The sequence below is a fragment of the Dietzia sp. DQ12-76 genome, assembly GCF_014145045.1.
Classification (GTDB): domain Bacteria; phylum Actinomycetota; class Actinomycetes; order Mycobacteriales; family Mycobacteriaceae; genus Dietzia.
This window is the reverse complement of the sequence record NZ_JAALDV010000041.1, coordinates 1-20,096: the sequence shown is the minus strand read 5'-3', so window position 1 is coordinate 20,096 and position 20,096 is coordinate 1. Positions and strand designations below refer to the sequence as shown.

The window sequence follows — 20,096 nt, the reverse complement described above, 5'->3', positions numbered from 1 at the left end:
GAGGTTCACCGAGCCTCTCGCCGCGTGAGCCGAGTCAACGCTGGGCGCGCAGGGGCCGGTAGAGGATCAGCGCCACCAGAAGCGCTCCCACGAGGACGACAAGCGACCCGAACAACGTGGTGCCGCCGAGATCACCGAATCGGGACAACACCGCAATCGACCCGGCGCCCATCGCGGAGCCGCTGAATCGCACCAGATTGAAGATTCCCAGGCCCGAGCCGCTCTGACCGGCCCGTGTCTGGGTGGCGCCGGTTGACGCCGGCGTCTGGACCATGGCGATCCCGACACCGTTGACGACCAGCACCGCGACCGTCAACCAGTGATTCGCCGAACCGATAGCGAGAACGGCAGCGAGCATCGCAACCGACACAGTGAGCAGCCCCAGTCCCGAGACCAGCGTCCTGGTGAGCCCCCACTTCGTGATCACCCTGGGGATGCTCGACGCCACAACCGCCATGGTCACGGGGAGGGCGAGAAGAACAAGGCCCGCCTGCGTCGTACTCATCCCCCGCATCGACGTCAGGTACAGCGGGATCAGTACCAGGATGGATCCGATCGTGAACATCTGTGAGTAGCCGGCAACGCTGTTCAGCACATAACGTGGCTCGCCCATGAGATGAATCGGCACGAACGGGTGGTCAGTGCGCCGCGACCACCAGACCGAGAAGCCGACCAGGACCATTCCAGCGCCCACCAGAACACCATGGACTGGCCACGGGACGGACGGGCTTGACAGCATGAGGATCGAAAGGATCAGAGCCCCGGCGCCCAGGGTGAAAGTAGTCGCCCCGGGCAGGTCCAGTTTGAGCGGCGAACCGAGATGCCGCGGGACGAACGCGATCGTTGCGATGAACCCGATCAGGCACATCGGGGCTAGGCTTCCCAGCGCCCATCGCCACGTGAGCCACCCGTCGATGAGGCCGCCCGCGCTCGGACCGATCGCCTGGCCCAGTCCGTTGACGGTCGCCCACGCACTGATCGCGACGGCGCGGTGATGTGCACCGAACATCCAGGAGATGAGGGCCATGATCACTGGGGCGAACGACGCCGCTGCCAACCCAGCCAACGCACGCCAGGCTACGAGGGCCTGAAGGTTCGGAGCGAGCGCCGCACCAACCGAGCAGATGGCAGTGCCGATGAGTGCCAGGCAGTAGACCAGTCGGAGTCCGTATCGCTCGCCGAACCAACCGAACAGTGGCATCGACACGGCAAAGGTGAGCATGAAGCCGACGATCACGAAGATCCCGCTCGACAGTGGCGCATCGAACTCGAGGAGAATGCTGTGCAGTGGGACATTGAGGAAGTTGTTGCTCAAGGTCCCCACGAACGTGCCGATGAGCACCGCGACGAGGCCCAGACGGCCACCTCGGCGGAATCTCGTCGTCTCGCCCGGCAGCACCGAAAGCGTAGTGCTCACCCGTTACCCCCGGTCTCTTCGCCTCACACGCCCGGGCGGAAGCCCGAGCGGCCCCTCTCTACCGCACGCACGCTGGGGCCCTTCATTTATAGTCGAGTTAGCCCGCCCTTACCCGGGTCACACTGCCCTGGATTTCTGGTTAATCACCGGGCAGGGTGCACAGGAAGGGGCGGGCGGACTCTCATCGAGGTCGAGGGTGGCTAGAAGATGAGGATGGCGATGGTTGTGGACAGGGTCAGGCCGGCCATCACGGGGACGAAGCACTTTCGTGCCAGGTCGACCGCTGAGGTCCGGGTGACGCCGGCGACCGCGACCAGTGACGACCACGCCACGAGGGTTCCGCCACCGGCCCAGATGTTGCCCATCTGACCGATCGCTGCGAGCGTGGCCGGATCCATGCCGACCGCGGGCGCCAAACCGCCGGCCAGGGAACCGGTGAGCGGGAGCCCCGAGAAACCCGACCCGTCCAGCCCGGCGACCAGACCGATCAGCAGCACACTGAACCCGGCGAAAAACGCGTTCTCGGGGATCCCGGACTGGGCCGCGGTGACCATGTCGAACAGCAGAGTCGGGGCGGTCTCACCCTCCCCCAGACCGAGGATCCGTCCGGCGAACTCGCCGTTGCCCAGGAAGAAGAACCCGGCGATCGGGATCACGATGCCCATCGCACGGAAGGCGAACACGAGACCCTCGATGATGTGCTCGGCGCACGTCTCGAAGAATCCCGCCTTCGTGGTGTCGGTGGCGCAGATCAGGTACGTCATGATCACCGCGATACCCCCGACTATCGCCGCCGCGTCGCCACCCTCGAGATCGGGCACAGCCGTGAACTTGGCGATCAGCAGGTAACCGATGAACGCGGTATAGGCCAGCGGCACCAGGACCGCGAACGCCCGCGCCTTCTTCGAACTGGGCGCCTGCTCGATGACGTCCTCACGGTAGGCGATCGCCTGATCGGGCCCTGGCTCGCTGTCCGTCAAGGTCATCACCGTCGACCCGCTGACCGGATCCTGAGCCGTCGCCGCCACAACCGGCTGCGGCTGCGGCTGCGGCTGCGGCCGAGAGACAGCTCGACCCACGAACGCACTCAACGCCTTGGCCCGCATCCGACTCTCCGACGGGACCTTCGACCGCCCCGATCCGCCACCCAGCGGCAGATCAACACCCCGCTCCCACGCATCCAACAACTCAGGCGAAGGACGACGGAATGACCGACGACTGGTGAAATACGTGATCACCATGGCCGTGATCCCCACGATCAGCGACATCACCATCGCCTTGTCAGCAACCTCATCAACACCCACACCCGCCGCGGTCGCCGACAACCCCGGCGCCACCTTGATGATGTAGTCCGACGACAACGCCATCCCCTGACCCGCCAGAGCGATGATGACACCCGCGGTCAACGGCGGCAGACCCGACCGGATCGCCACCGGGATCAGCACGGCCCCCACCAGCGGCACCGCAGGAGTAGGCCAGAAGAACAGCGAGATCACATAGGTCACCACCGCAATGACGAGGAAACTCGACGTCGGCCCCTTGATCACCCGACGGAACGGCTTGATCATCAACGTGTCAGCACCGATGGCCTTCATCGCCCCGAGCATCGCCGTGATGAAGGCGATCACCAGGAAGATGTTGAACAACTCCCCGGCCGCCACGAGACTGCCCAGGAAGATAGACGCCAGACCGGCGAGAGGATCCATCGTGTACACCGTGGCGGTCACCAGCGTCGCCACCACAGCCGGCACCACAATGTTCTTACGCGCCATCATCGTCACGAGAATGACAACAATCCCGATGAGATAACACCAATGCGCGGCAGTAATCTGAATATCCATACCTAGCGCCTTCTTGTTGGTCGAACGCTGAAGAGTTGGTGCTCACGGAAAGTGATGCCACAATGCTCTCCGGATGTGACCGCCCTCACAACGGATACTATGCACAGTGCGAGACGCAGCCGCTGTGAACAATGACCCCGGTTGGCCGCAGGCAGCGTCCCTCGTCCAGTTCCGATTGGGCTCTAGTTGCTGCGGGGACGCGTGCTGATCCGGTTGGAGGGGACCCGCACATCGATCAACGAGTCACCGCCGGACTTCCGGGCGAGCCATGCGGGTCCTACTAGGTGCGCGAATAGCGCTCGTGCAGGGCGTAAGCCTGCTGTAGGAGCTGCTCGAGCTCCCAGAGTTCGCCCGGACCTCCGAAGTACTTGGGCACGACGGACCAGAGTCTGCTCTCGTTCTCGACGATGCGGTTCCAGAGCCGCTCGCGCTCCTCGATCTCGTCGCAGAACCTGGTGTCGAGGTAAGACTGGCTGCTGCGGCGGAGGTCGCCGACGATGGTCAGGGCCCTCCGCAAGACCGAACGAGAGGTAGACCAGCCGGTCCAGTAGGCCGTCGATGAGGAAGTACAGCTGGCGCAGGCCGAGCAGGGAGAACACAGTGGCAGTGAAGACGATGAAGACGTTCCGTGTGAGCCCGAAGATCGCCGGGATCGAGTCCAGGGCGAACAGCAGGTCGGTCCCACCGATGGCCACCATCACCAGCAGCATCGGCGTCATGACCTTCTTGCCATTTTCTACGGTGAACAGCTTGTCACCGTCGTAGTGGTCGGTGGCCGGGATGACCTTCTTGGCGAGACGCACCGTGATGTTGTCGGGGTCGTCCGACTCGTCACCGGGGGTCAGCAGCCGGCCGGCGGTGACGACGAGGAACAGACCGAATATGTAGAACAGGAAAGCGAAGTTGTCGAGTAGAGCTGCGCCGATGACGATGAACCCGGTTCGGGCGACGATCGCGAAGGTGATGCCGAACAACAGAACTTTCTGCTGGTCGGCTCGGGGCACCTTGAAGCTCGACATGATGATCAAGAACACGAACAGGTTGTCCACCGACAACGCCTTCTCGGTTACGTACCCGGCGAAGTACTCCACACCCATCTGGTGTCCGCCGAAGGTCCACACCGTGATCCCGAACATGATCGCGACACCCACGTAGATCGAGAACCAGATCGCAGCCTCGCGTAGCGTCGGGATGTGCGCCTGGCGCACATGGAAGAAGTAGTCGAACGCCAGCAGCGCCACAATGAGGGCAATCGTCACGCCCCACACGAGCGGGATGGCACCCATGGCGGATTCCACGAGTCCTCCTCAGGTGATCGGGGTTTCGGCTATCCGACGGCCACGGCGGCGGGTTCCTCGTTGCTGCGTCCGAGTTTCTGGGCCAGGACAGCGCAGACGATCAGCTGGGCCTGGTGGTAGATCATGAGCGGCAGGACGATCATCCCGAGCGAGCCGCCAGTGAAGAGCACCGCGGCCATCGGCAGCCCGGCCGCGAGACTCTTGTTGGAGCCGCAGAACAACACGACCACGCGGTCGGGCTGGGAGAAACGCAACGCCTTGCCGTAGAGGAATGCGGTGCCGAGCGCGAACGCGAGCAACACCAGACAGATCGCGGCTGTGATCACCAGCTGGGACGGGGCCGTGGAACTCCAGATCCCCTCGACCATTCCGGCGCTGAACGCACCGTAGACGACGAGGAGAATGGCCCCCCGGTCAACGACCTTCGACACGATCGGCCGCGCCGAGAACCACTGCGACAGCCACCGACGGGCCACCTGTCCGAGAAGAAACGGGACCAGGATCTGCAGGACGATGGAGAAGATCGCACCGCCCCCGACCGAGGACGAGCCTGATGACGCCATCAGGAGAATCACCAGCAACGGGGTCACGAAGACCCCCAGCACGCTCGAGAGCGACGCCGTGACGATCGCTCCCGCGACATTGCCTTTGGCCACCGATGTGAATGCGATCGAGGACTGAACCGTCGACGGTACGAAACACAGGAACAGCAGGCCCATATACAGTTTCTCGTCGATCAGGGCAGGGCTTAACAACTGTAAAGCCATGCCCACGGCGGGGAAGAGGAGGAAGGTCATCGACACGACGGCGGCATGCAGCTTCCAGTGGGTGAGCCCCTGGAGCGCCTGTCGAGGAGAAAGCTTGACCCCGTAGACGAAGAACAGCAGCGCGATCCCGATCGTGCTCGCTACGTCCAACACCTCCGCGAACACGCCGCGTGCAGGCAGGATCACCGCGAGCGCCACCGTCGCGAGCATCGAGAGGATGAAGCCGTCGATGTAGAACCGCCGTAGGAACTTCATTGCACTCTTTTCGGATCGAAGTTAGTCCCGGACCGCCACGGTCAACTCCACCTCAACCGGCGATCCGCCGGGAAGCGACGTCACACCCACGGCGGCTCGGCTCGGTAGGGAACCGGTTCCCAACCGGTTGAGGATCTCGACCGAGGCACCGTCGGCCACTGCGGAGTGGGACGTGAAGCCTGCACCGCAGGCGATATAGACCGTCATACGCAGGCAGGTGGCGATCCGATGTAGTCCGCCCAGCTCGGCGGCCAGCGCTGCGAGCGCATTACTCGCGGCGAGGCCGGCGGCTCGCGAGGCCTCGTCGATCGTCACTTCTTCTCCCACCCGCCCGATGACGACGAGTTCGCCGTCGATGCGGGGCGTCATCCCCGCACTCATGGCGAGTGAGCCGTGGGATGTCGCCGCGACGTACTCTCCCTGCGGCGCCGGCGACTGGTCCGTGGCTTGTCGGAGGGGGTCTCCTGCAGCGGGGTTGTCACCAGCCAAGGGACACCCCCTCTTGTCGGGGGTCACAGCCCCCGGTCAGGAGACCGCGTTCGCGGTCCACGGAGATGACCTGCGCACTGCCTTCGGCGCCCCACTCGCCCTGATCCCGGACGGAGTGCCCCATCTCCCGCAATTGCCGGATCACTTCCCCTCCGAGGCGGGACTCATACCGAAGCTCCGGCTCATCGCCGACAGTGTCGGCGTCGCTGCCGGGATACACGGTGAAGCGAGGTGCGGACACCGCTTCCTGGGCGTCGAGTCCGTGGTCGAGGAGGTGCGACAAGATCTGCATGTTCCACTGCACCTGCCCGTCGCCGCCCGGGGTGTTCCCCACGTGAAGTAGCCGCCCCGCGGTGTCGGTGGCGACCCAGGCATTGAGAGTGTGCAGCGGCTTGCGGCGCGGCTTCACTTCGTTAGGGTGCCCGTCGTTCAGGTACGCCCCCCGGCCCAGGCGGTTGTTGAGGACGACGCCGGTCCCGGGGACCACAGTCTTCGCGCCGAAGGTGAACGCCAGCGAATGGATGAAGCTCACAGCGCGCCCCTCGCCGTCGACCGCGACCATGGAGGTGGTGTCGCCCTCGGATGTGACGAAAGGACGCTGCTTCGATCGCTCGTCGAGTCGGCCACGCCCCGCCCGCACCTCATCGGGCTCGAGCGTCGTGGACCAGCGATCGGTATCGCTGCCGCAGAATGCATACCGGTCCTGGAATGCCTTGCGGGCGGACCTCGCCAGACGGTCGATCGCGCCGGCGCTGAGCCAGGGCTCGAAGCCCACGGCATTGTCGCAGAGGAGGGCCTGTTGCAGCACCATCCATCCGGCAGACGGCATCGGTGTCTGGTGGATGACCGCACCGGCATACTTCGCGGAGATCGACTGCTCCGTGGTCGTCGTGACCTGTGCCGCCCACTCGTCCCCGGTGAAGGGCGCACCTCCGTCCCGGAGGTGCCTGACCGCACGGTCTGCGAACTCGCCGGCGTAGAAGTATCCCAGCGGGTCGGCAGCCGTCGCTCTGATCGTCGCCGCCAACTCCGGCTGCCCCAGGGGATCACCAACTCCGGGGACCCGAGCATCACGCAGGAAGATGTCTGCCATACCTGCATCGTCGCGGATACCACTCAGGGCGACCGTCAGGTCCCGCGCGGTCTTGGCGGAGCAAGGTAGTCCGCGCTCTGCCGCTGCGGCCGCCGGCTCCCACAGCTCGGCGAGGTCGCGACTCCCACCACGGGCAGCCATTGCGGCCATGGCCGCGACACCTCCGGGCACCGCGACCGCGAGGGCGCCGTCGAGAGGCAGCGCAGGCAGCCCGAGTTCTCGGTAGAAGCCGGCGGTCCCGCCATCAGGACCGAACCCGCTTCCGTTGACTGTCCACACCTGTCCGTCGGGTTCGCGGACAACCGCGAAGGCGTCCCCGCCGATGCCACACTGCCCCGGCAGCGTCAACCATGACATCGCTGCCATCGCCAGGGCGGCGTCGACCGCATTGCCACCGTCTTCCAACACGCGCAGGCCGGTCGCACTCACCCGGGGGTGGCTCGACGACACCATCGCCTCGCCGGCCAGCGCCGCCGGCCGTTTGGGTGCAGTCATCGACTTCCCCTTCACGCGTTCCGCATGGCTCGCCGACGCGGACCACCGTCGTCTCCGACCTCCACGCCGACGAAGATCTCACCGTCCCTCTCTTCCACCGGGTACGTCTTGATCGCGACAGTGGCCGGTGGGTAGACGGGCTCGCCCGACTCAAGGTCGAACACGCTCCCGTGGCAGGAGCAACCGATGCCGTCGTCGACGAGCTTTCCGGACGACAGTAGGCAGTCCAGGTGGGTGCAGTAGTTGGATGTCGCGTAGGCGGTTCCGTGGAGTCGGGCGACCGCCAGCTCGACATCCCCCGCGAAAAAACGGCGGACCATTCCTTCGCGGACCTGTCCGGACCGGGCAACCGAAACGAATTCCATGACTTTCCTCGCTGTCTCTGCTCGACGTGATCGAACATCGTGGGATGGGCTTCTTGTGACTCAGCTCGCGAGGTAGACGGTCTTCTCCCTGAGGTAGAAGTGCATCATCGTCTCCCCGGCCTGTTCCTTGTGTGTCTGCGTGCTCGAGGCCTTGAACCCGCCGAAGGGAGCGGTGAGAGCCATTCCCGTGGTCGGCTGGTTTACCTTGACCAAACCCGTATCGGCGCCGGCCGCGAACTCGAGGGCCCGTCCGATGTCCCGGGTCATGATTGCGCTGCTCAGCCCGTATTCGCTGCTGTTGACCGCGGCGAGCGCCTCGCCCATGGTCGAGACGCGCTGGCAGGCGAGCAGTGGCCCGAAGACCTCTTCGCACGAAATCCGCATGTCGGTTGTGACGTCACCGAAAACCTGTGGATTGACGAAATAACCGCCATCGGCGGCGACGGCATCGGTGTCGGTCAGTCGGACGGCCCCGTCATTGCTGGCCGCATCCACGTAACTGAGGAACTTCTCGAACTGCGGGCGGGAAGCGAGGGGGCCCATCGTGACGCCGTCCGCGTCCCCCCGCCCGACGACGACCTGCCGGACCCTCTCGAGGATCCGTTCCACCACGGCGTCGTAGATCGAATCGACGAGAATCGCGCGACTGGAGCCGGTGCACGCCTGGCCGGACAACCCGAAGGCGCCTTTGACGATGGTCGCCGCGGCCTCGTCCGGATCCGCGTCCTCGAGCACCACGACTGCGTTCTTCCCGCCCATCTCGAGTTGCGCACGGCGGTCGGGGCTGCCGGCGGCGTGGATCGCGCGGCCCACCGCCGTCGACCCGGTGAACGTGATCGCCGGAATTCGTGGATCCGCTGCCAGGGCGCGGCCGACCTCGGCGTCACCGTGGACGAGTGCGATCGCTGAGGCTGGCAACCCGCCTTCCAGCAGAGCCTCGACCATGCGCTGGCCCAGCAGGGGAGTGATTTCCGAGGGCTTGTAGACGACCGTGTTGCCGGCCGCGAGAGCGGGGCCGAGTTTCCTGCTGGGAATGTTCAGTGGAAAGTTCCACGGCGTGATGACTGCCACGACACCGACCGGCTCTCGTCGCGTGTACACCAGGGGCGCCGCGGGTGACGCGAAGGTATGTCCGCCGATCCTGAGCGCCTCACCCGCGTAGAACCGCAGGTTGGTCGGGGTGCGGGACGCCTCGAACGATGCCTCGGCGCTCGTCTTCCCCTCCTCACGGACCAGTTCGGACACGAGTTGGGGGACCTGTGACTCGAGAACGTCAGCCGCCCGCATCAGAACCTGGGCACGCTGCTCCGGACTGGTCGCGGCCCACTCCGCTGCCCCGTCGACAGCCGCGTCGACGGCGGCGTCGACATCGGCGGCAGATGACCGCGGAAAAGTGCCGACGACTTCGGCGTAGTCCGCGGGGTTCTCACGTTCGAAGCGTCGACCGGTGGTCGACTCGATCCACTCCGAACCGATGAAGTTCAGTCCGTCTACTCGTTCAGCTCGCGGGGTCATTGGGTTCTCCTGGGTAGAGGGAAGCTCGCCGCTCATCGGCTGGTGCGCAGTGGTGATGGTCATCGGCTCACACCATCGCTTCTTCGATCTCGTCCATCACGTCCGCGACGTCCATCAGGTCGGTGGACTCGTCCGACAGTCGCTCCACCACCGACCCGACGTCGAGTCCGACCATGACGCGAGCGCCCATGATGTCTTCGCCCCGGTCCATCGCGAAGGCTCCGACCAACGTGCTTCCGGCGAGCATGAGAGCCGAGAACTCGAGCGTCCGGGGATCCCCGCGGTAGATGATCCGGTCGACGTCCGCGGTCGTGCCCACCACCTGGATGTTGCTGTCGTACTGGTCCGACCAGAACCAGGGGGCATCGAACGCCCCCGAGGCCCGCCCCAGGATGGTGTTGGCCACCGCAGCCCCCTGACGCCCGGCGATCTCGAAGTGCTCGATCCGCCGAGTACCCCCGATCGTCGGCACCTTCCATTCCGCCACGTCCCCCGCGGTGAGAATCTCGGGCACACTCGTGCGTCCGGCGGTGTCCGCGAGTACGCCGTTACCGACAGCCAGGCCACTCTCCTCGGCGATACCGGTATTGGGGATCATCCCGATGCCGATCACCACCGCGTCACCCACGACCGTCCCGCCGTTCCCGGTGCGCACGATGACCTCGGTACCGCGATCCTCGATCGACTCGATAGGGTGACCACAACCGATGCGCACCCCGTTCCGGGTATGTAGTTCGCACACGGCATCTGCCAACTCAGCCGGGAGCACCCCGGCGAGGGGCCTCGGCCCGGCCTCGAAGACCGTGACCTCCATGCCCAACCGGCGCACGGTCGAAGCGACCTCGAGCCCGACATAACCGCCGCCCACGATCACCATGTGACCACCAGGCCGAATGGCGGATCGCAAGGAGTCCGCGTCGTCGAGGGTGCGAAGGTAGTGGACGCGGTCGGAGGGCGCGGCTCCCGGGAACCGCCGTGGGCGGCCACCGGTTGCCAGGACCACTTGCGAAGCCTCAAGCCGCCGACCGTCCGAGAGCAGCACTCGACGTGAGGTCGCATCGATCCTCACCACGGCGGTGCCCGAGACCAGCTCGACGTCCTTGTCGGTGAGCCAACGGTCATCGAACAGTGACAGTGAGTCGAGGTCCTCCTGCCCGGAGAGATACCCCTTGGACAGAGGCGGGCGCTGGTACGGCATATGGGGCTCGTCGCACACCAGCGAGATCGAACCGTCGAAGCCTCGGCGTCGCAGGGTACGGACCGCGGAGGCGGAGGCTGTACCACCGCCCACCACGACGACGTGATGACTCTCGGATATGGCGGTCATGGCGATCAACTACTTCCGTGGGGCGCCGGACGAGGTCCGACGCCGGGTCCGGGGCGCGTCTAATGGGTCTGTTTTCTCGGCTTGGCCGAGACGAAGACTGTGCCGTCGACGATCTTGGTCTGATAGGTGGGTTGGCATTCGTCCTGATCCTCGGCGTAACCGGTCTCCAGGTCGAACTTCCATTGGTGACCGGGGCAGATCACCGCCCCGTGCAGAATGGTGCCTTTGAACAGTGATCTCTCCTGATGGATGCAGATGTCGTGGAAAGCGAAGACATCCGGTCCGACCTTGAACAGAGAGACGGGTTCGCCGGCGACATCGACCAGCATCTTCTTTCTGGCGCCGAAGCTGCTGAGCTGAACGGTTGCGACCCATTCCTCGACTGGAGCGCTCACGGGTGTCCTCCGATGTGTCTGCTCGAGATGCACCCGCCGCGGCGGCCACCCTCAGGCGCCGCCGCGGCGAGCGGGACGGCCTGTCAGGCCACGGACTCCAGGTCGGGTGCGACGTAGCTCTCGTAGAGGCCCTTGGTGTACGCGAAGCGCATCTCGGCACCCCACCGCACGGCCTGCAGGCAGCGTTGCTGGAGCTCCACGGTGTCGGCGTGGTCGAGAACGATCTGGTAGCCGCGCTCACCGTGCACCTCATCCGAGGTGATGTGAAGGTCGAAGAACTCGATCTCGTCCTCGGAGAAGCCGTACGCCTCCCGCATCGGAACGATCTGCTTCTTGTAGATGCTCGGCACCTGCGACTCGAGACCCACGATCAACGCGGCTGTCGCGACGACGAAGTGCTCCCGCATAGCGATCGCATAGCACCACGACTGCAGGCCCCGTGTGATCGCGTTCATGTTCTCCGGGTCTTCGATTCGCTCGCGTGTCGTGCCGCAGGCCTCGGCGAAATGGATCAGCAGGTCCGTGTGCCGGATGTCAGCCAGTTCCTCCTCGTACATGTTCTGCAGGAGGAAGTCCTTCGCCTCGGTGTACTGCTCCGGGGTGTTCGCGTAAATGTAGGACAGGTAGTCCGCGAAGGGGCCCACGTAGTGGTAGTGGTTCTCGGCCCACCGTGCGAAATGGTGGCGCTTGAGCGTTCCCTCGGACCAGGCCTTGCTGAACGAGGCGTCCTTGGCTTCACGGCCCTTGATCGCCTCTTCGAGCGCTGCTCGGAAGTCTTCTCGGTTCATGAGCTCGGTCATGGTGTCGTACCTTTCGGGTTGTCTACGACGTCCGTTCGGATCGTCGCGTAGGGGCCGGGTGTGTGCTCACACCCGTTGTCTCAACAGGGCTCGTGTGGTGCGTTCGGTCAGACGGCGACGAAGGAACGCTCGACGACCTCGGCGAACGCCTCGATCATGGCGGCGCCGACCGCCTTGTCCTGGTCCCCGTTCCCTCCACTGATCCCGACACCGCCCACGATCTCGTCGTCGATCCTGAGCGGGAACCCGCCGACGAAGACTGCGAATTTGCCGGGGAGCATGTGACTGATCCCGAACGCCTCGTTTCCCGGGAGCGCAGGCCCGCCGGGGGCCTCGTTGAACAGATGCGTCGCACGCTCGTGGCCGGCGGCGGTGAACGCCTTCGCGATCGCGATGTCCACGCCGGTGAGCCGGGCTCCGGGAAGGCGGTGGAGAGCCACGACGTTGCCGCCGTTGTCGACCACGCAGAGGGTCTGTTTGACGCCGATCTCATCCGCCTTGCGTCGGCCCGCTTCGAGCACGGGCAATGCGTCGTCCAGTTCGATCTTGGTGACTTGCCGCATTGGGTGACCCACTTTCCTGAGCGCGGTTCTTGTTCGGAGTTGCGGTGATCCCTCGATCACTGCGACCAAGCTTCGACCAAAGAGGCCCGAGCCTCCATGGGCAGAGTGCACAGGTTTTGCGCTGGATCTGACACAACATGCATGGGCACGACATGGCATACTGCGGCCATGGCTGCACACGCGCACGCCGCGAACCACACCGAGCAGGGACGACTTCGCATTCGAGAACTGCTGGACGAACCCGTCTTCCGCGGGTGGGCGTTGCTCGGAGGAGACGACAGCTCCCTCGACGATGAGCTGCGATGGAGCATTCCTCTGACACACGCCCTCAACCGCGCGGGATCGTTGTCCGAGCTGGTCGTCTTCGCCGAAGCCCATGAGGTCGGGACTGCGCGGGCTCATATCGACGACCTCGCCAGATCCGGAGCCGCGGCGGTGATTGTCGCGGGGGCCACAAGTTCACTCTCACGTGCACCCCTACCCGTGGTCGGCGTCTCCAGGGACATCGATTTCCTGACGTTCAGCCGCCTCACCGGGGAGCGCGTCCTCAGCGAGGAAGCACACGTCCGCCGTTATGCGATGCAGGTACACGACCGGATAGCCGCGTTGTTACACAAAGGTGCCGACCTGAACAGCCTGATTCGTGAGATCTCCGCGGTGTCGGGTCTCGATGCGGCAATTCTCGACACCCGTTCGCGGGTCATCGCCCACGGCATGGGCGGGAGTCGGCAGGACAAGGCGCGGAAGATCGCCCTCCTCCAGACTCACTTCGCGGTGTCGGAACTGTTCAATCGAAACAGCCTGCGCGAAGAACGCCTGTATCTCGCGAGCCCCCACAGCACTCCAGTTCCATTGAGCCCTGTGTCGCTTGTCGCCTGGCGGATCCAGATGGGGCCGGTAGCGGAGGGATGGTTGGTGCTCATCCCGGGCGTTGACCAGCCTGCTTTCCCGAGACATGACCTCGCGCAAGCAAGAGTTCTGCTCGAACAGTCCGCGTCGATCGTCGCTACCGAACTCGTCCGTCAGCGAAGCATCGTGGAGGCGCAGGAGCGCGCTCGCGGTGATTTCATGCAGGCGCTGGTACACGGCACCTACGCGAACAAGTCCGAACTGGCCGCCCGTGCGGAGCACCACGACTTCCCCCTCGACTCGCTCTACACGGTCTTCGTGTCTCACGTGGGTTTCGGGGACTCCACCCCATCGGAGCCAGAACAGGTGGCCCGGAAGCTGTCGCGGCTACTACCCGGGGACGGTGGGCACCGCACGTTCGCCACCGTGTTGGGCGGGATCATCGTCGCCATTCGAGCCAACCCTGGGGCTCGCAATCCCGGAGGGCACGAGACTGACGTCAAGGCTGACGCCAGAGAGTTCGCCGAGGCCGCCTCGGCATTGCTTGCCACGGAACTTGGTGAGGGAGCTGCAGTCTGTTACGGATCAACCGCTCTCGAACCCCTGGCGATCCGGGAAAGCTATCGAGAGGCACGGGTGGCGTTGGAAGTTGCTCGGAGTCTCGGACTTCGTGGCGGCATCCCACATGACGGCATCCAAGCGGTCTCAGTCCTCGCGTCGATCGCGGGAACGTCGACCGGCGCACAGTTCGTTGGCCGCATGCTCGGTCCGATGCGTAACCATGAGCTGGCAGAGGAGCTCGAGAACACCTTGTCGGCGTACCTGGGCAGCGGCGGCAACATCAACGAGACGGCCCGCCGAATCCACGTGCACCGCAACACCATGCTCTCCCGAATCGAGAAGCTATCCGGCCTGCTCGGAATGGACATCCGCAAGCCTGACAACCAGTTCTCGCTCCGGCTGGCCCTCCAGCTCGATCTCCTCACCGTCGCCCAGCAGAAGATCGCTCACGAGATCGCGCCGCCGGAGTTGTACCCCGGTAGAGTGCCCTCGCGCTGATGTCACCGCCCCAGCACGTGCCCGCGGCCATCGACGATGCGATGATGCGTCAGGCTGTTGTCCCTGTAGGGATCGGGACGGCGGAAAGAGCACTGTCTTCCAGCAGGCGGGACGAGAAATCCGCCCGCTACCTCGCGGTGGTGGCGGCGATCCGGAGGTTCACCGAGCCTCTCGCCGCGTCGGGCGTAACGTCGCCTGCGTGAACGCCGCCCCTCGGTGACGACCCACCGAGCAGGACCGCACTGACGAGAGAGGCAACCATGCCGTTGACCGGCGATTACGAACCCAGCCCCAGTACCTGGGTGCGGGAGCACGTCGAGCGGTACGAGAAGAGCAACGGTGCGTCGGGCTCCGAGCTGTCGGGAATGCCGGTGGTCATCGTGACCACCGTGGGCAAGAAGTCGGGCAAGCTGCGCAAGACCCCCCTGATGCGGGTCGAACACGAGGGTTCCTACGCCGCGGTCGCCTCTCTGGGCGGCGCACCCACCCACCCGGTCTGGTACTGGAACATCAAGGCCCACCCGCACGTTGAGGTGCGGGACAAGGACCGGGTCGGTGACTTCGTGGCCCGAGAGGTGACCGGTGCGGAACGCGAACTCTGGTGGGATCGGGCGGTCGCGGTGTACCCCGACTACCGCGATTACCAGGAGAAGACCGAGCGGACGATCCCCGTCTTCGTGCTCGACCCCCGGGACTGACGTCCCTCACCACCGCACCCACCGATCCCGGTGCCCTGCCACCCCAGGAGGCCACGAATGAGCCGAACCGCCCTCGTCCTCGGATGCGGTGGGACCATCGGGGGCGCCTGGGCGATCGCGGCCATGCACGCCCTCGCCGAGCAGGTCGGGTTCGATCCCCGTGAGGCCGACGTCCTGCTGGGCACGTCCGCGGGTGCCGAGCTGGTGACCATGATCGGCGGCGGTGTCGGGATCGACGAACTGGTCGACATGCAGCGCGGACGTGCGCAGGACCCCCGGCTCCGGGAGCACATCGCGTCCACCCCGCCCGGCAGGCCGCCTCTGCCCCGGCCACCCCTGCTCAATCCCGGGCTGCTGCGCACGCACTCCGGTCTGGCCGCCTACGCCGGGATCGCCCCCAGCGGTCGTGGTGACCTGGGCTGGCTGCAGCGATTGGCCGAGGGATTCGAGGTGGGCTCCTGGTTGCCCCACCCCGCCGCCCGGATGGTCGCCTACGACATCCGCGCCGGTGAGCGGGTCGTCTTCGGCGCACCGGGTTCGCCGATCGCGACCGTCGGCGAGGCGCTGCGGGCGTCCTGGTCGACTCCCGGGTGGATGACCCCGGTCCCCATCGGCGACCGCATCTTCGTCGACGGGGGGATGGGCTCGACGGCCTCGGTGGATCTGCTGGAGCCCGGGGACGCGGACCTGGTCTACGTCATCGCGCCCATGGCCTCGGCGCCCGGCGTCCGCGTGCCCGGACCGGGCGGCCGGATCGAACACCGACTGATCCGAAAGCCGATGTCCGAGGGACTGGCCGCCGAGATCGCCGCCGTCCGCGCCCGGGGCACCACGGTCGTCCCGATCCTCCCGACTGCCGCGGACCTCGCGGGGCTGGGTGCCCACTTCATGAGCAGTACCCGCCGTGTCGCGGCGTTCGAGTACTCGATGAGGACCGCGCCGGACACCGTCCGCACGGCATTGTCCGAGGCCGGCGTGGGCGCGTGACGTCGACCCGAGCCCGTGTCAGCGGGTCGCCCGCCGCGTGACCGGTCGGGACCCGTCACCGAGGTCCGGGTCCGGGAGTCGGCGGCCGGGGTCCGCGAGACCCACGGGGTGCCCGTCCGACGACAGCCGCCGCATGGATTCGAGGAGCATGCGCCGCGCGGTCGCGTTGACCGACGAGACCCGGCTCAGGTCCAGGGTCACCTCACCGTCGCCCGGCGGGATCTCCGCGAGTCGACGCAGCACCTGTTCGGCGCTCGCGAAGGTCATGGGCCCCTGGAGGCGGAAGGTGCGTCTGCCGGTGATCTCGTCGAACCGCACCGAGCGGACGGCCTCCACCTCGGTGACCGTGGTGTTCATGAGGTGCAGCTCCAGATCGCGGGAGAGTCGCTCGAAGGTCCTCACCCCCTCGACGCTGTGGCCGTGTTCGTCGAGCCGAGGCGAGAACACCCCCAGGCCCACCTGTCCGGGCAGGGCACCGAGGATGCCGCCCGACACCCCGCTCTTCGCGGGGATCCCGACGGTGGACATCCAGTCCCCGGCCGCGTCGTACATCCCGCACGTGGTCATCACCGCCAGCACCTGTCGGGCCACCGGCGCCGAGATGACGCGCTCACGGGTGACGGGGTTGACCCCGCCGGTCGCCAGGGTCACCGCCATCACCGCCAGGTCGCGGACGGTCACCCGGTAGGCGCACTGGCGGGTGTACCCGCGGACCGCCGCGTCGGGGTCGTCGTCGATGATCCCTCCCGCCCGGACCAGATTGGCCATCGCCCGGTTCCGGAACGCCGTGCGCAGCTCGGACGTCATGACGGCCGCGTCGACCTCCAGGCGTCGGCCGGCGAACGCGGACAATCCCGCGGACAGCGCCTCGTCGCGCTCGTCCTCGTCAGCGCCGACCGGACCGACCAGGGTGTGAGTGGTGATGGCGCCGATGTTGATCATGGGGTTCCGGGGTCTGCCGCTGATCCTCTCCAGCGAGATCTGATTGAACGCGTCCCCGGACGGCTCCACGGCCACCTTCTCCAGGACCGCCTCGATCCCGCGGTCACGCAGCGCCAACGCGTAGGCGAACGGCTTGCTCATCGACTGGATGGTGAACTCGGCGTCCGCGTCACCGGCGGTGTAGACCACGCCGTCCATCGTGCAGGCGGCCACGGCGAACCGATCCGGGTCCACGGCCGCGAGTTCGGGGATGTAGTCGGCGAGGTGTCCGCCCGCGCCCGTCGCACACAGGTCGCGGATCTCTTGTAGGTAGTCAGGTACCGGCGTCTTCACGGCCTCAGGGTGTCACGCCGGCCGCGCCCGCGCGCCATGGCGGGCAATCCCGGCGCACTGACGGGCAACGCGGAGGTTAACGGCAATACAACGATTGTGTCTCACCGGTTTCGTCCGTTGTTCGCGTCACCCCACACTGGATTCACCCCCGACCAACGACGAAAGGTTGCTCATGAAGCGGACGATCGCAGTAACGGGAGCTATCGGGCTCGCAGTGTTCATGGGAGCGTGTGGCACGGACGACACGAACGGCGACGCCACCGCCACCGACGAGACCACCATGACCACTGAGATGACCACCGAGGAGACGACGGAGGAGATGACGGAGGAGCCGGCGGCGACCGGCAACATCGTCGAGACCGCGATGGCCGCGGGCGACTTCACCACCCTCACCCAGGCGCTCGAGGCCGCGGGTCTGGTGGAGACCCTCGAGGGGCCGGGCCCCTTCACGGTGTTCGCGCCCACCGATGAGGCGTTCGCGGCTCTTCCCGAAGGACAGCTCGAGGAACTCCTCGCCGATCCCACCGGTGACCTGGCCCAGATCCTGCAGTTCCACGTGATCGAGGGCGACGTCATGGCCGAGGACGTGATGGGGATGGACGGCGAGATGGTCCAGACCCTGCAGGGCGCCGAGTTCACGGTCGAGGTGGAGGGCGAGACCGTCACCCTCGTGGACGGCGCGGGCAACCGCATCACCGTCGTCCAGACCGACATCCCGGCCACCAACGGCGTCATCCACGCCATCGACGGGGTCATGATGCCCCCGGCCTGACCCGCGTCACAGGGCTTTCCGACGCGGACGCCCAGTGGTCAGAGGAACACGGTCACGCCCCGCTCGGCCCGTCACGGGTCGGGCGGGGCGTTCCCTCTTCCACGGACCGCGACCGCACCCCCGCCAGTATCCGGACGGACGTCCAGTTGGGCTCCCCGGTCAGGTCGTGTCGTAGCGCGTGAGATCCCGCGTCGCCGGCCCCTCGAGCAACTCGCCACACGCGGAGAACCGCGAGCCGTGCCACGGGCAGTCCCACGACCGCTCGGCCTCGTTCCAACTCAGCGCCGCGCCCATGTGCGGGCAGAGGAGGCCGACCCTGCAGGTCCCGCCGTCATCCGCGGTCGCCTCCCCGATCGGCCGCACGGTCGGCCGGGGAGGACGCACGGCCGCCTGCACGGCGGTGGCCGCGAGCTGCAGCGGCAGATCGGCGTACAGCGAGACCGAGGTGCGCAGCACACCGGTGACCGAGGGTCGACCGAAGGAGACCCGCGGCTCCCGCCCGCTGAGCCGGTCCACCATGATGCCGGCCGCCGCCGGCGCCCCGGTCAGGCCCCACTTGCTGTACCCGCCCGCGAAGTGCACACGGCCCTTGCCCCACGGCATCGGGCCGGATTTGGGCAGCAGCGTGACCGGGTGGAAGTCCTGCGCGGACCATCCGTGCGTGAACACCGCGGAGGGGAAGTGCTTCGCGGCGTACTCGCGCAACGAGTCGATCTTCGACTCGGTCCCCGAAGCCGTGCCGGTGCGGTGGCCGTTGCCGCCGACGAGCAGGACCTCACGGTCTCCCACGGGCACCGTCCGCAGCGAGCGGACCGGGCTCTCGACCGACCCGTACATCCCCTCCTCCAGACCGCCGGGGTATTCGAACGCACAGAGGTAGGACCGTTCCGCCTCCATCGAGGCCACGGTGGGCCCGCGGTCCAGAGCGGGGGACGCGGTGGCCAACACGACGTCGCGCGCCATGCACGTGCCCCCGTCGCTGCGCACACGGACGTGGGCGTCTCCGTCGTGTCCGCGAACGTCCAGTCCCGTGACGCGGGAGTGCTCGATGATCCGGACCCCGAGCGCCGACGCGGCGCGGACCAGTGCCCCGAGAGCCTCGACGGGATCGAGTTGCATCTGGTCGGGCACCTCCACGGCGGACCGGGCGGGGAACGGGACGTCGATCCGGTCGTACCACCGCGCGGGCAGACCCAGTGCGTCGAGCGTGCGCTTCTCCGCGCGCAGGGTGTTCGTCCCCTTGACGCCGCGCGAGAAGGTGACCGCGCGCGGCCTCTGCACGTCCACCCCGTGGGACCCGCAGAACTCCGCCCACCAGTCCAGGCCGTACTGGTTGGCCTCCGCGTATGCGCGGGCGGTCTCCAGACCGTGGTGGGAACGGATGGTCGACAGTCGGGTCCCCTGGAGAACCGAGACCTTGGCCGTGGTCGAACCGCTGGCCCCCGCGCCCACGGTGTGGGCCTCGAGCACCACCACCGAACTGCCCCGCGCGGCCGCGATCAGCGCGGTGATCAGACCGGTGAAACCCGCCCCCACCACCACGATGTCCACGTGCTCGTCCTCGGGGAACTCCGCCACCGGGGGATCGATCGTCGTGCGTCGCCAGAATGATGTGCCCATCGTGCGTCTCCTCTGAGCTCGGTACGAACCTCGCGCGGCAACTGTAAGGCCGCGCACCGTGGCTCGCACCCGCTCGGGTTCACCGCCCGATCACAGTGCGCAGGGTCGCGGCGAACTCCTCCGCGTCGCGCGCGACCAGTCGCGAGTAGCTCAGCACGAGGCCGGCGGTCGGGTTCCGCGCGGACTGCCCGCTCAGCGCGCGCGTACGCCAGCCGG

The 20,096-nt window shown here is 66.6% G+C and carries 18 protein-coding genes; 4 read left to right on the top strand and 14 right to left on the bottom strand.

Features of this window, described 5'->3' with window-relative positions; genetic code table 11:
* Positions 1 to 34: 34 nt before the first annotated feature.
* The 12 genes from G6019_RS02265 to G6019_RS02210 form a co-directional block, all read right to left on the bottom strand.
* Positions 35 to 1,399 carry an MFS transporter gene (locus tag G6019_RS02265; RefSeq protein ID WP_206681799.1) on the bottom strand — a complete coding sequence of 455 codons (1,365 nt, stop codon included), beginning with the start codon at positions 1,397 to 1,399 and terminating at the stop codon, positions 35 to 37.
* 218 nt (positions 1,400 to 1,617) lie between these two features.
* Positions 1,618 to 3,258, bottom strand: coding sequence for a hypothetical protein (locus G6019_RS02260; RefSeq protein WP_182626964.1), 1,641 nt, complete (start codon positions 3,256 to 3,258; stop codon positions 1,618 to 1,620).
* A gap of 182 nt (positions 3,259 to 3,440) precedes the next feature.
* A complete protein-coding gene (locus G6019_RS02255; RefSeq protein ID WP_182613274.1) occupies positions 3,441 to 4,544 on the bottom strand; it encodes a TerC family protein in 1,104 nt (367 codons plus the stop codon).
* Between the two features lie 41 nt (positions 4,545 to 4,585).
* Positions 4,586 to 5,578, bottom strand: coding sequence for a bile acid:sodium symporter family protein (locus G6019_RS02250; RefSeq protein ID WP_182613271.1), 993 nt, complete (start codon positions 5,576 to 5,578; stop codon positions 4,586 to 4,588).
* A gap of 21 nt (positions 5,579 to 5,599) precedes the next feature.
* Entirely contained in the window at positions 5,600 to 6,067 is a 468-nt protein-coding gene (locus G6019_RS02245; RefSeq protein WP_182613270.1) for a RidA family protein, read from the bottom strand.
* The gene (locus tag G6019_RS02240) at positions 6,057 to 7,655 is read right to left on the bottom strand and encodes a gamma-glutamyltransferase family protein (RefSeq protein ID WP_182613269.1); all 1,599 of its coding nucleotides are present in this window, start codon (positions 7,653 to 7,655) and stop codon (positions 6,057 to 6,059) included. The genes G6019_RS02245 and G6019_RS02240 overlap by 11 nt, the downstream gene beginning before the upstream one ends.
* Before the next feature lie 11 nt (positions 7,656 to 7,666).
* The gene (locus G6019_RS02235; RefSeq protein WP_182613268.1) at positions 7,667 to 8,020 is read right to left on the bottom strand and encodes a Rieske (2Fe-2S) protein; all 354 of its coding nucleotides are present in this window, start codon (positions 8,018 to 8,020) and stop codon (positions 7,667 to 7,669) included.
* A 60-nt stretch (positions 8,021 to 8,080) separates the two neighbouring features.
* A complete protein-coding gene (locus G6019_RS02230; RefSeq protein ID WP_182613267.1) occupies positions 8,081 to 9,535 on the bottom strand; it encodes an aldehyde dehydrogenase family protein in 1,455 nt (484 codons plus the stop codon).
* A 67-nt stretch (positions 9,536 to 9,602) separates the two neighbouring features.
* Complete coding sequence (locus tag G6019_RS02225) at positions 9,603 to 10,862, bottom strand: NAD(P)/FAD-dependent oxidoreductase (protein WP_182613266.1); 1,260 nt, start codon at positions 10,860 to 10,862, stop codon at positions 9,603 to 9,605.
* A 59-nt stretch (positions 10,863 to 10,921) separates the two neighbouring features.
* On the bottom strand, positions 10,922 to 11,257 hold the full coding sequence (locus G6019_RS02220) for a Rieske (2Fe-2S) protein (RefSeq protein WP_182613265.1): 336 nt from the start codon (positions 11,255 to 11,257) through the stop codon (positions 10,922 to 10,924).
* An 83-nt stretch (positions 11,258 to 11,340) separates the two neighbouring features.
* Entirely contained in the window at positions 11,341 to 12,057 is a 717-nt protein-coding gene (locus tag G6019_RS02215; protein ID WP_182613264.1) for a TenA family transcriptional regulator, read from the bottom strand.
* A 107-nt stretch (positions 12,058 to 12,164) separates the two neighbouring features.
* A complete protein-coding gene (locus tag G6019_RS02210) occupies positions 12,165 to 12,620 on the bottom strand; it encodes a GlcG/HbpS family heme-binding protein (RefSeq protein ID WP_182613263.1) in 456 nt (151 codons plus the stop codon).
* Positions 12,621 to 12,788: 168 nt separating this feature from the next.
* Here G6019_RS02210 and G6019_RS02205 point away from each other — a divergent pair, with 168 nt between their 5' ends.
* From G6019_RS02205 to G6019_RS02195, 3 genes are all read left to right on the top strand, one after another.
* Entirely contained in the window at positions 12,789 to 14,528 is a 1,740-nt protein-coding gene (locus G6019_RS02205; RefSeq protein WP_182613262.1) for a PucR family transcriptional regulator, read from the top strand.
* Positions 14,529 to 14,788: 260 nt separating this feature from the next.
* Complete coding sequence (locus tag G6019_RS02200) at positions 14,789 to 15,226, top strand: nitroreductase family deazaflavin-dependent oxidoreductase (protein WP_107757693.1); 438 nt, start codon at positions 14,789 to 14,791, stop codon at positions 15,224 to 15,226.
* A 57-nt stretch (positions 15,227 to 15,283) separates the two neighbouring features.
* Positions 15,284 to 16,213, top strand: a complete 930-nt coding sequence (locus G6019_RS02195) for a patatin-like phospholipase family protein (RefSeq protein ID WP_182613261.1) — start codon at positions 15,284 to 15,286, stop codon at positions 16,211 to 16,213.
* Positions 16,214 to 16,231: 18 nt separating this feature from the next.
* Here the strand turns inward: G6019_RS02195 and G6019_RS02190 are convergent, their stop codons facing one another.
* Entirely contained in the window at positions 16,232 to 17,488 is a 1,257-nt protein-coding gene (locus G6019_RS02190) for a glutaminase (protein WP_182613260.1), read from the bottom strand.
* A 172-nt stretch (positions 17,489 to 17,660) separates the two neighbouring features.
* On the opposite strand from G6019_RS02190, the gene G6019_RS02185 reads away from it, so the two are divergent.
* Complete coding sequence (locus G6019_RS02185; protein WP_182613259.1) at positions 17,661 to 18,260, top strand: fasciclin domain-containing protein; 600 nt, start codon at positions 17,661 to 17,663, stop codon at positions 18,258 to 18,260.
* A 159-nt stretch (positions 18,261 to 18,419) separates the two neighbouring features.
* On the opposite strand, the gene G6019_RS02180 is transcribed toward G6019_RS02185, so the two are convergent.
* Entirely contained in the window at positions 18,420 to 19,880 is a 1,461-nt protein-coding gene (locus tag G6019_RS02180) for an FAD-dependent oxidoreductase (RefSeq protein ID WP_182613258.1), read from the bottom strand.
* Positions 19,881 to 20,096 lie beyond the last annotated feature (216 nt).

What these genes read in the sequence shown, in the direction of transcription:
- G6019_RS02260 (WP_182626964.1), bottom strand. Translation starts at nt 3,258, where the DNA reads ATGGATATTCAGATTACTGCCGCGCATTGGTGTTATCTCATCGGGATT.
- G6019_RS02255 (WP_182613274.1), bottom strand. Translation starts at nt 4,544, where the DNA reads ATGGGTGCCATCCCGCTCGTGTGGGGCGTGACGATTGCCCTCATTGTG.
- G6019_RS02250 (WP_182613271.1), bottom strand. Translation starts at nt 5,578, where the DNA reads ATGAAGTTCCTACGGCGGTTCTACATCGACGGCTTCATCCTCTCGATG.
- G6019_RS02240 (WP_182613269.1), bottom strand. Translation starts at nt 7,655, where the DNA reads ATGACTGCACCCAAACGGCCGGCGGCGCTGGCCGGCGAGGCGATGGTG.
- G6019_RS02235 (WP_182613268.1), bottom strand. Translation starts at nt 8,020, where the DNA reads ATGGAATTCGTTTCGGTTGCCCGGTCCGGACAGGTCCGCGAAGGAATG.
- G6019_RS02230 (WP_182613267.1), bottom strand. Translation starts at nt 9,535, where the DNA reads ATGACCCCGCGAGCTGAACGAGTAGACGGACTGAACTTCATCGGTTCG.
- G6019_RS02225 (WP_182613266.1), bottom strand. Translation starts at nt 10,862, where the DNA reads ATGACCGCCATATCCGAGAGTCATCACGTCGTCGTGGTGGGCGGTGGT.
- G6019_RS02215 (WP_182613264.1), bottom strand. Translation starts at nt 12,057, where the DNA reads ATGACCGAGCTCATGAACCGAGAAGACTTCCGAGCAGCGCTCGAAGAG.
- G6019_RS02210 (WP_182613263.1), bottom strand. Translation starts at nt 12,620, where the DNA reads ATGCGGCAAGTCACCAAGATCGAACTGGACGACGCATTGCCCGTGCTC.
- G6019_RS02205 (WP_182613262.1), top strand. Translation starts at nt 12,789, where the DNA reads ATGGCTGCACACGCGCACGCCGCGAACCACACCGAGCAGGGACGACTT.
- G6019_RS02200 (WP_107757693.1), top strand. Translation starts at nt 14,789, where the DNA reads ATGCCGTTGACCGGCGATTACGAACCCAGCCCCAGTACCTGGGTGCGG.
- G6019_RS02195 (WP_182613261.1), top strand. Translation starts at nt 15,284, where the DNA reads ATGAGCCGAACCGCCCTCGTCCTCGGATGCGGTGGGACCATCGGGGGC.
- G6019_RS02185 (WP_182613259.1), top strand. Translation starts at nt 17,661, where the DNA reads ATGAAGCGGACGATCGCAGTAACGGGAGCTATCGGGCTCGCAGTGTTC.
- G6019_RS02180 (WP_182613258.1), bottom strand. Translation starts at nt 19,880, where the DNA reads ATGGGCACATCATTCTGGCGACGCACGACGATCGATCCCCCGGTGGCG.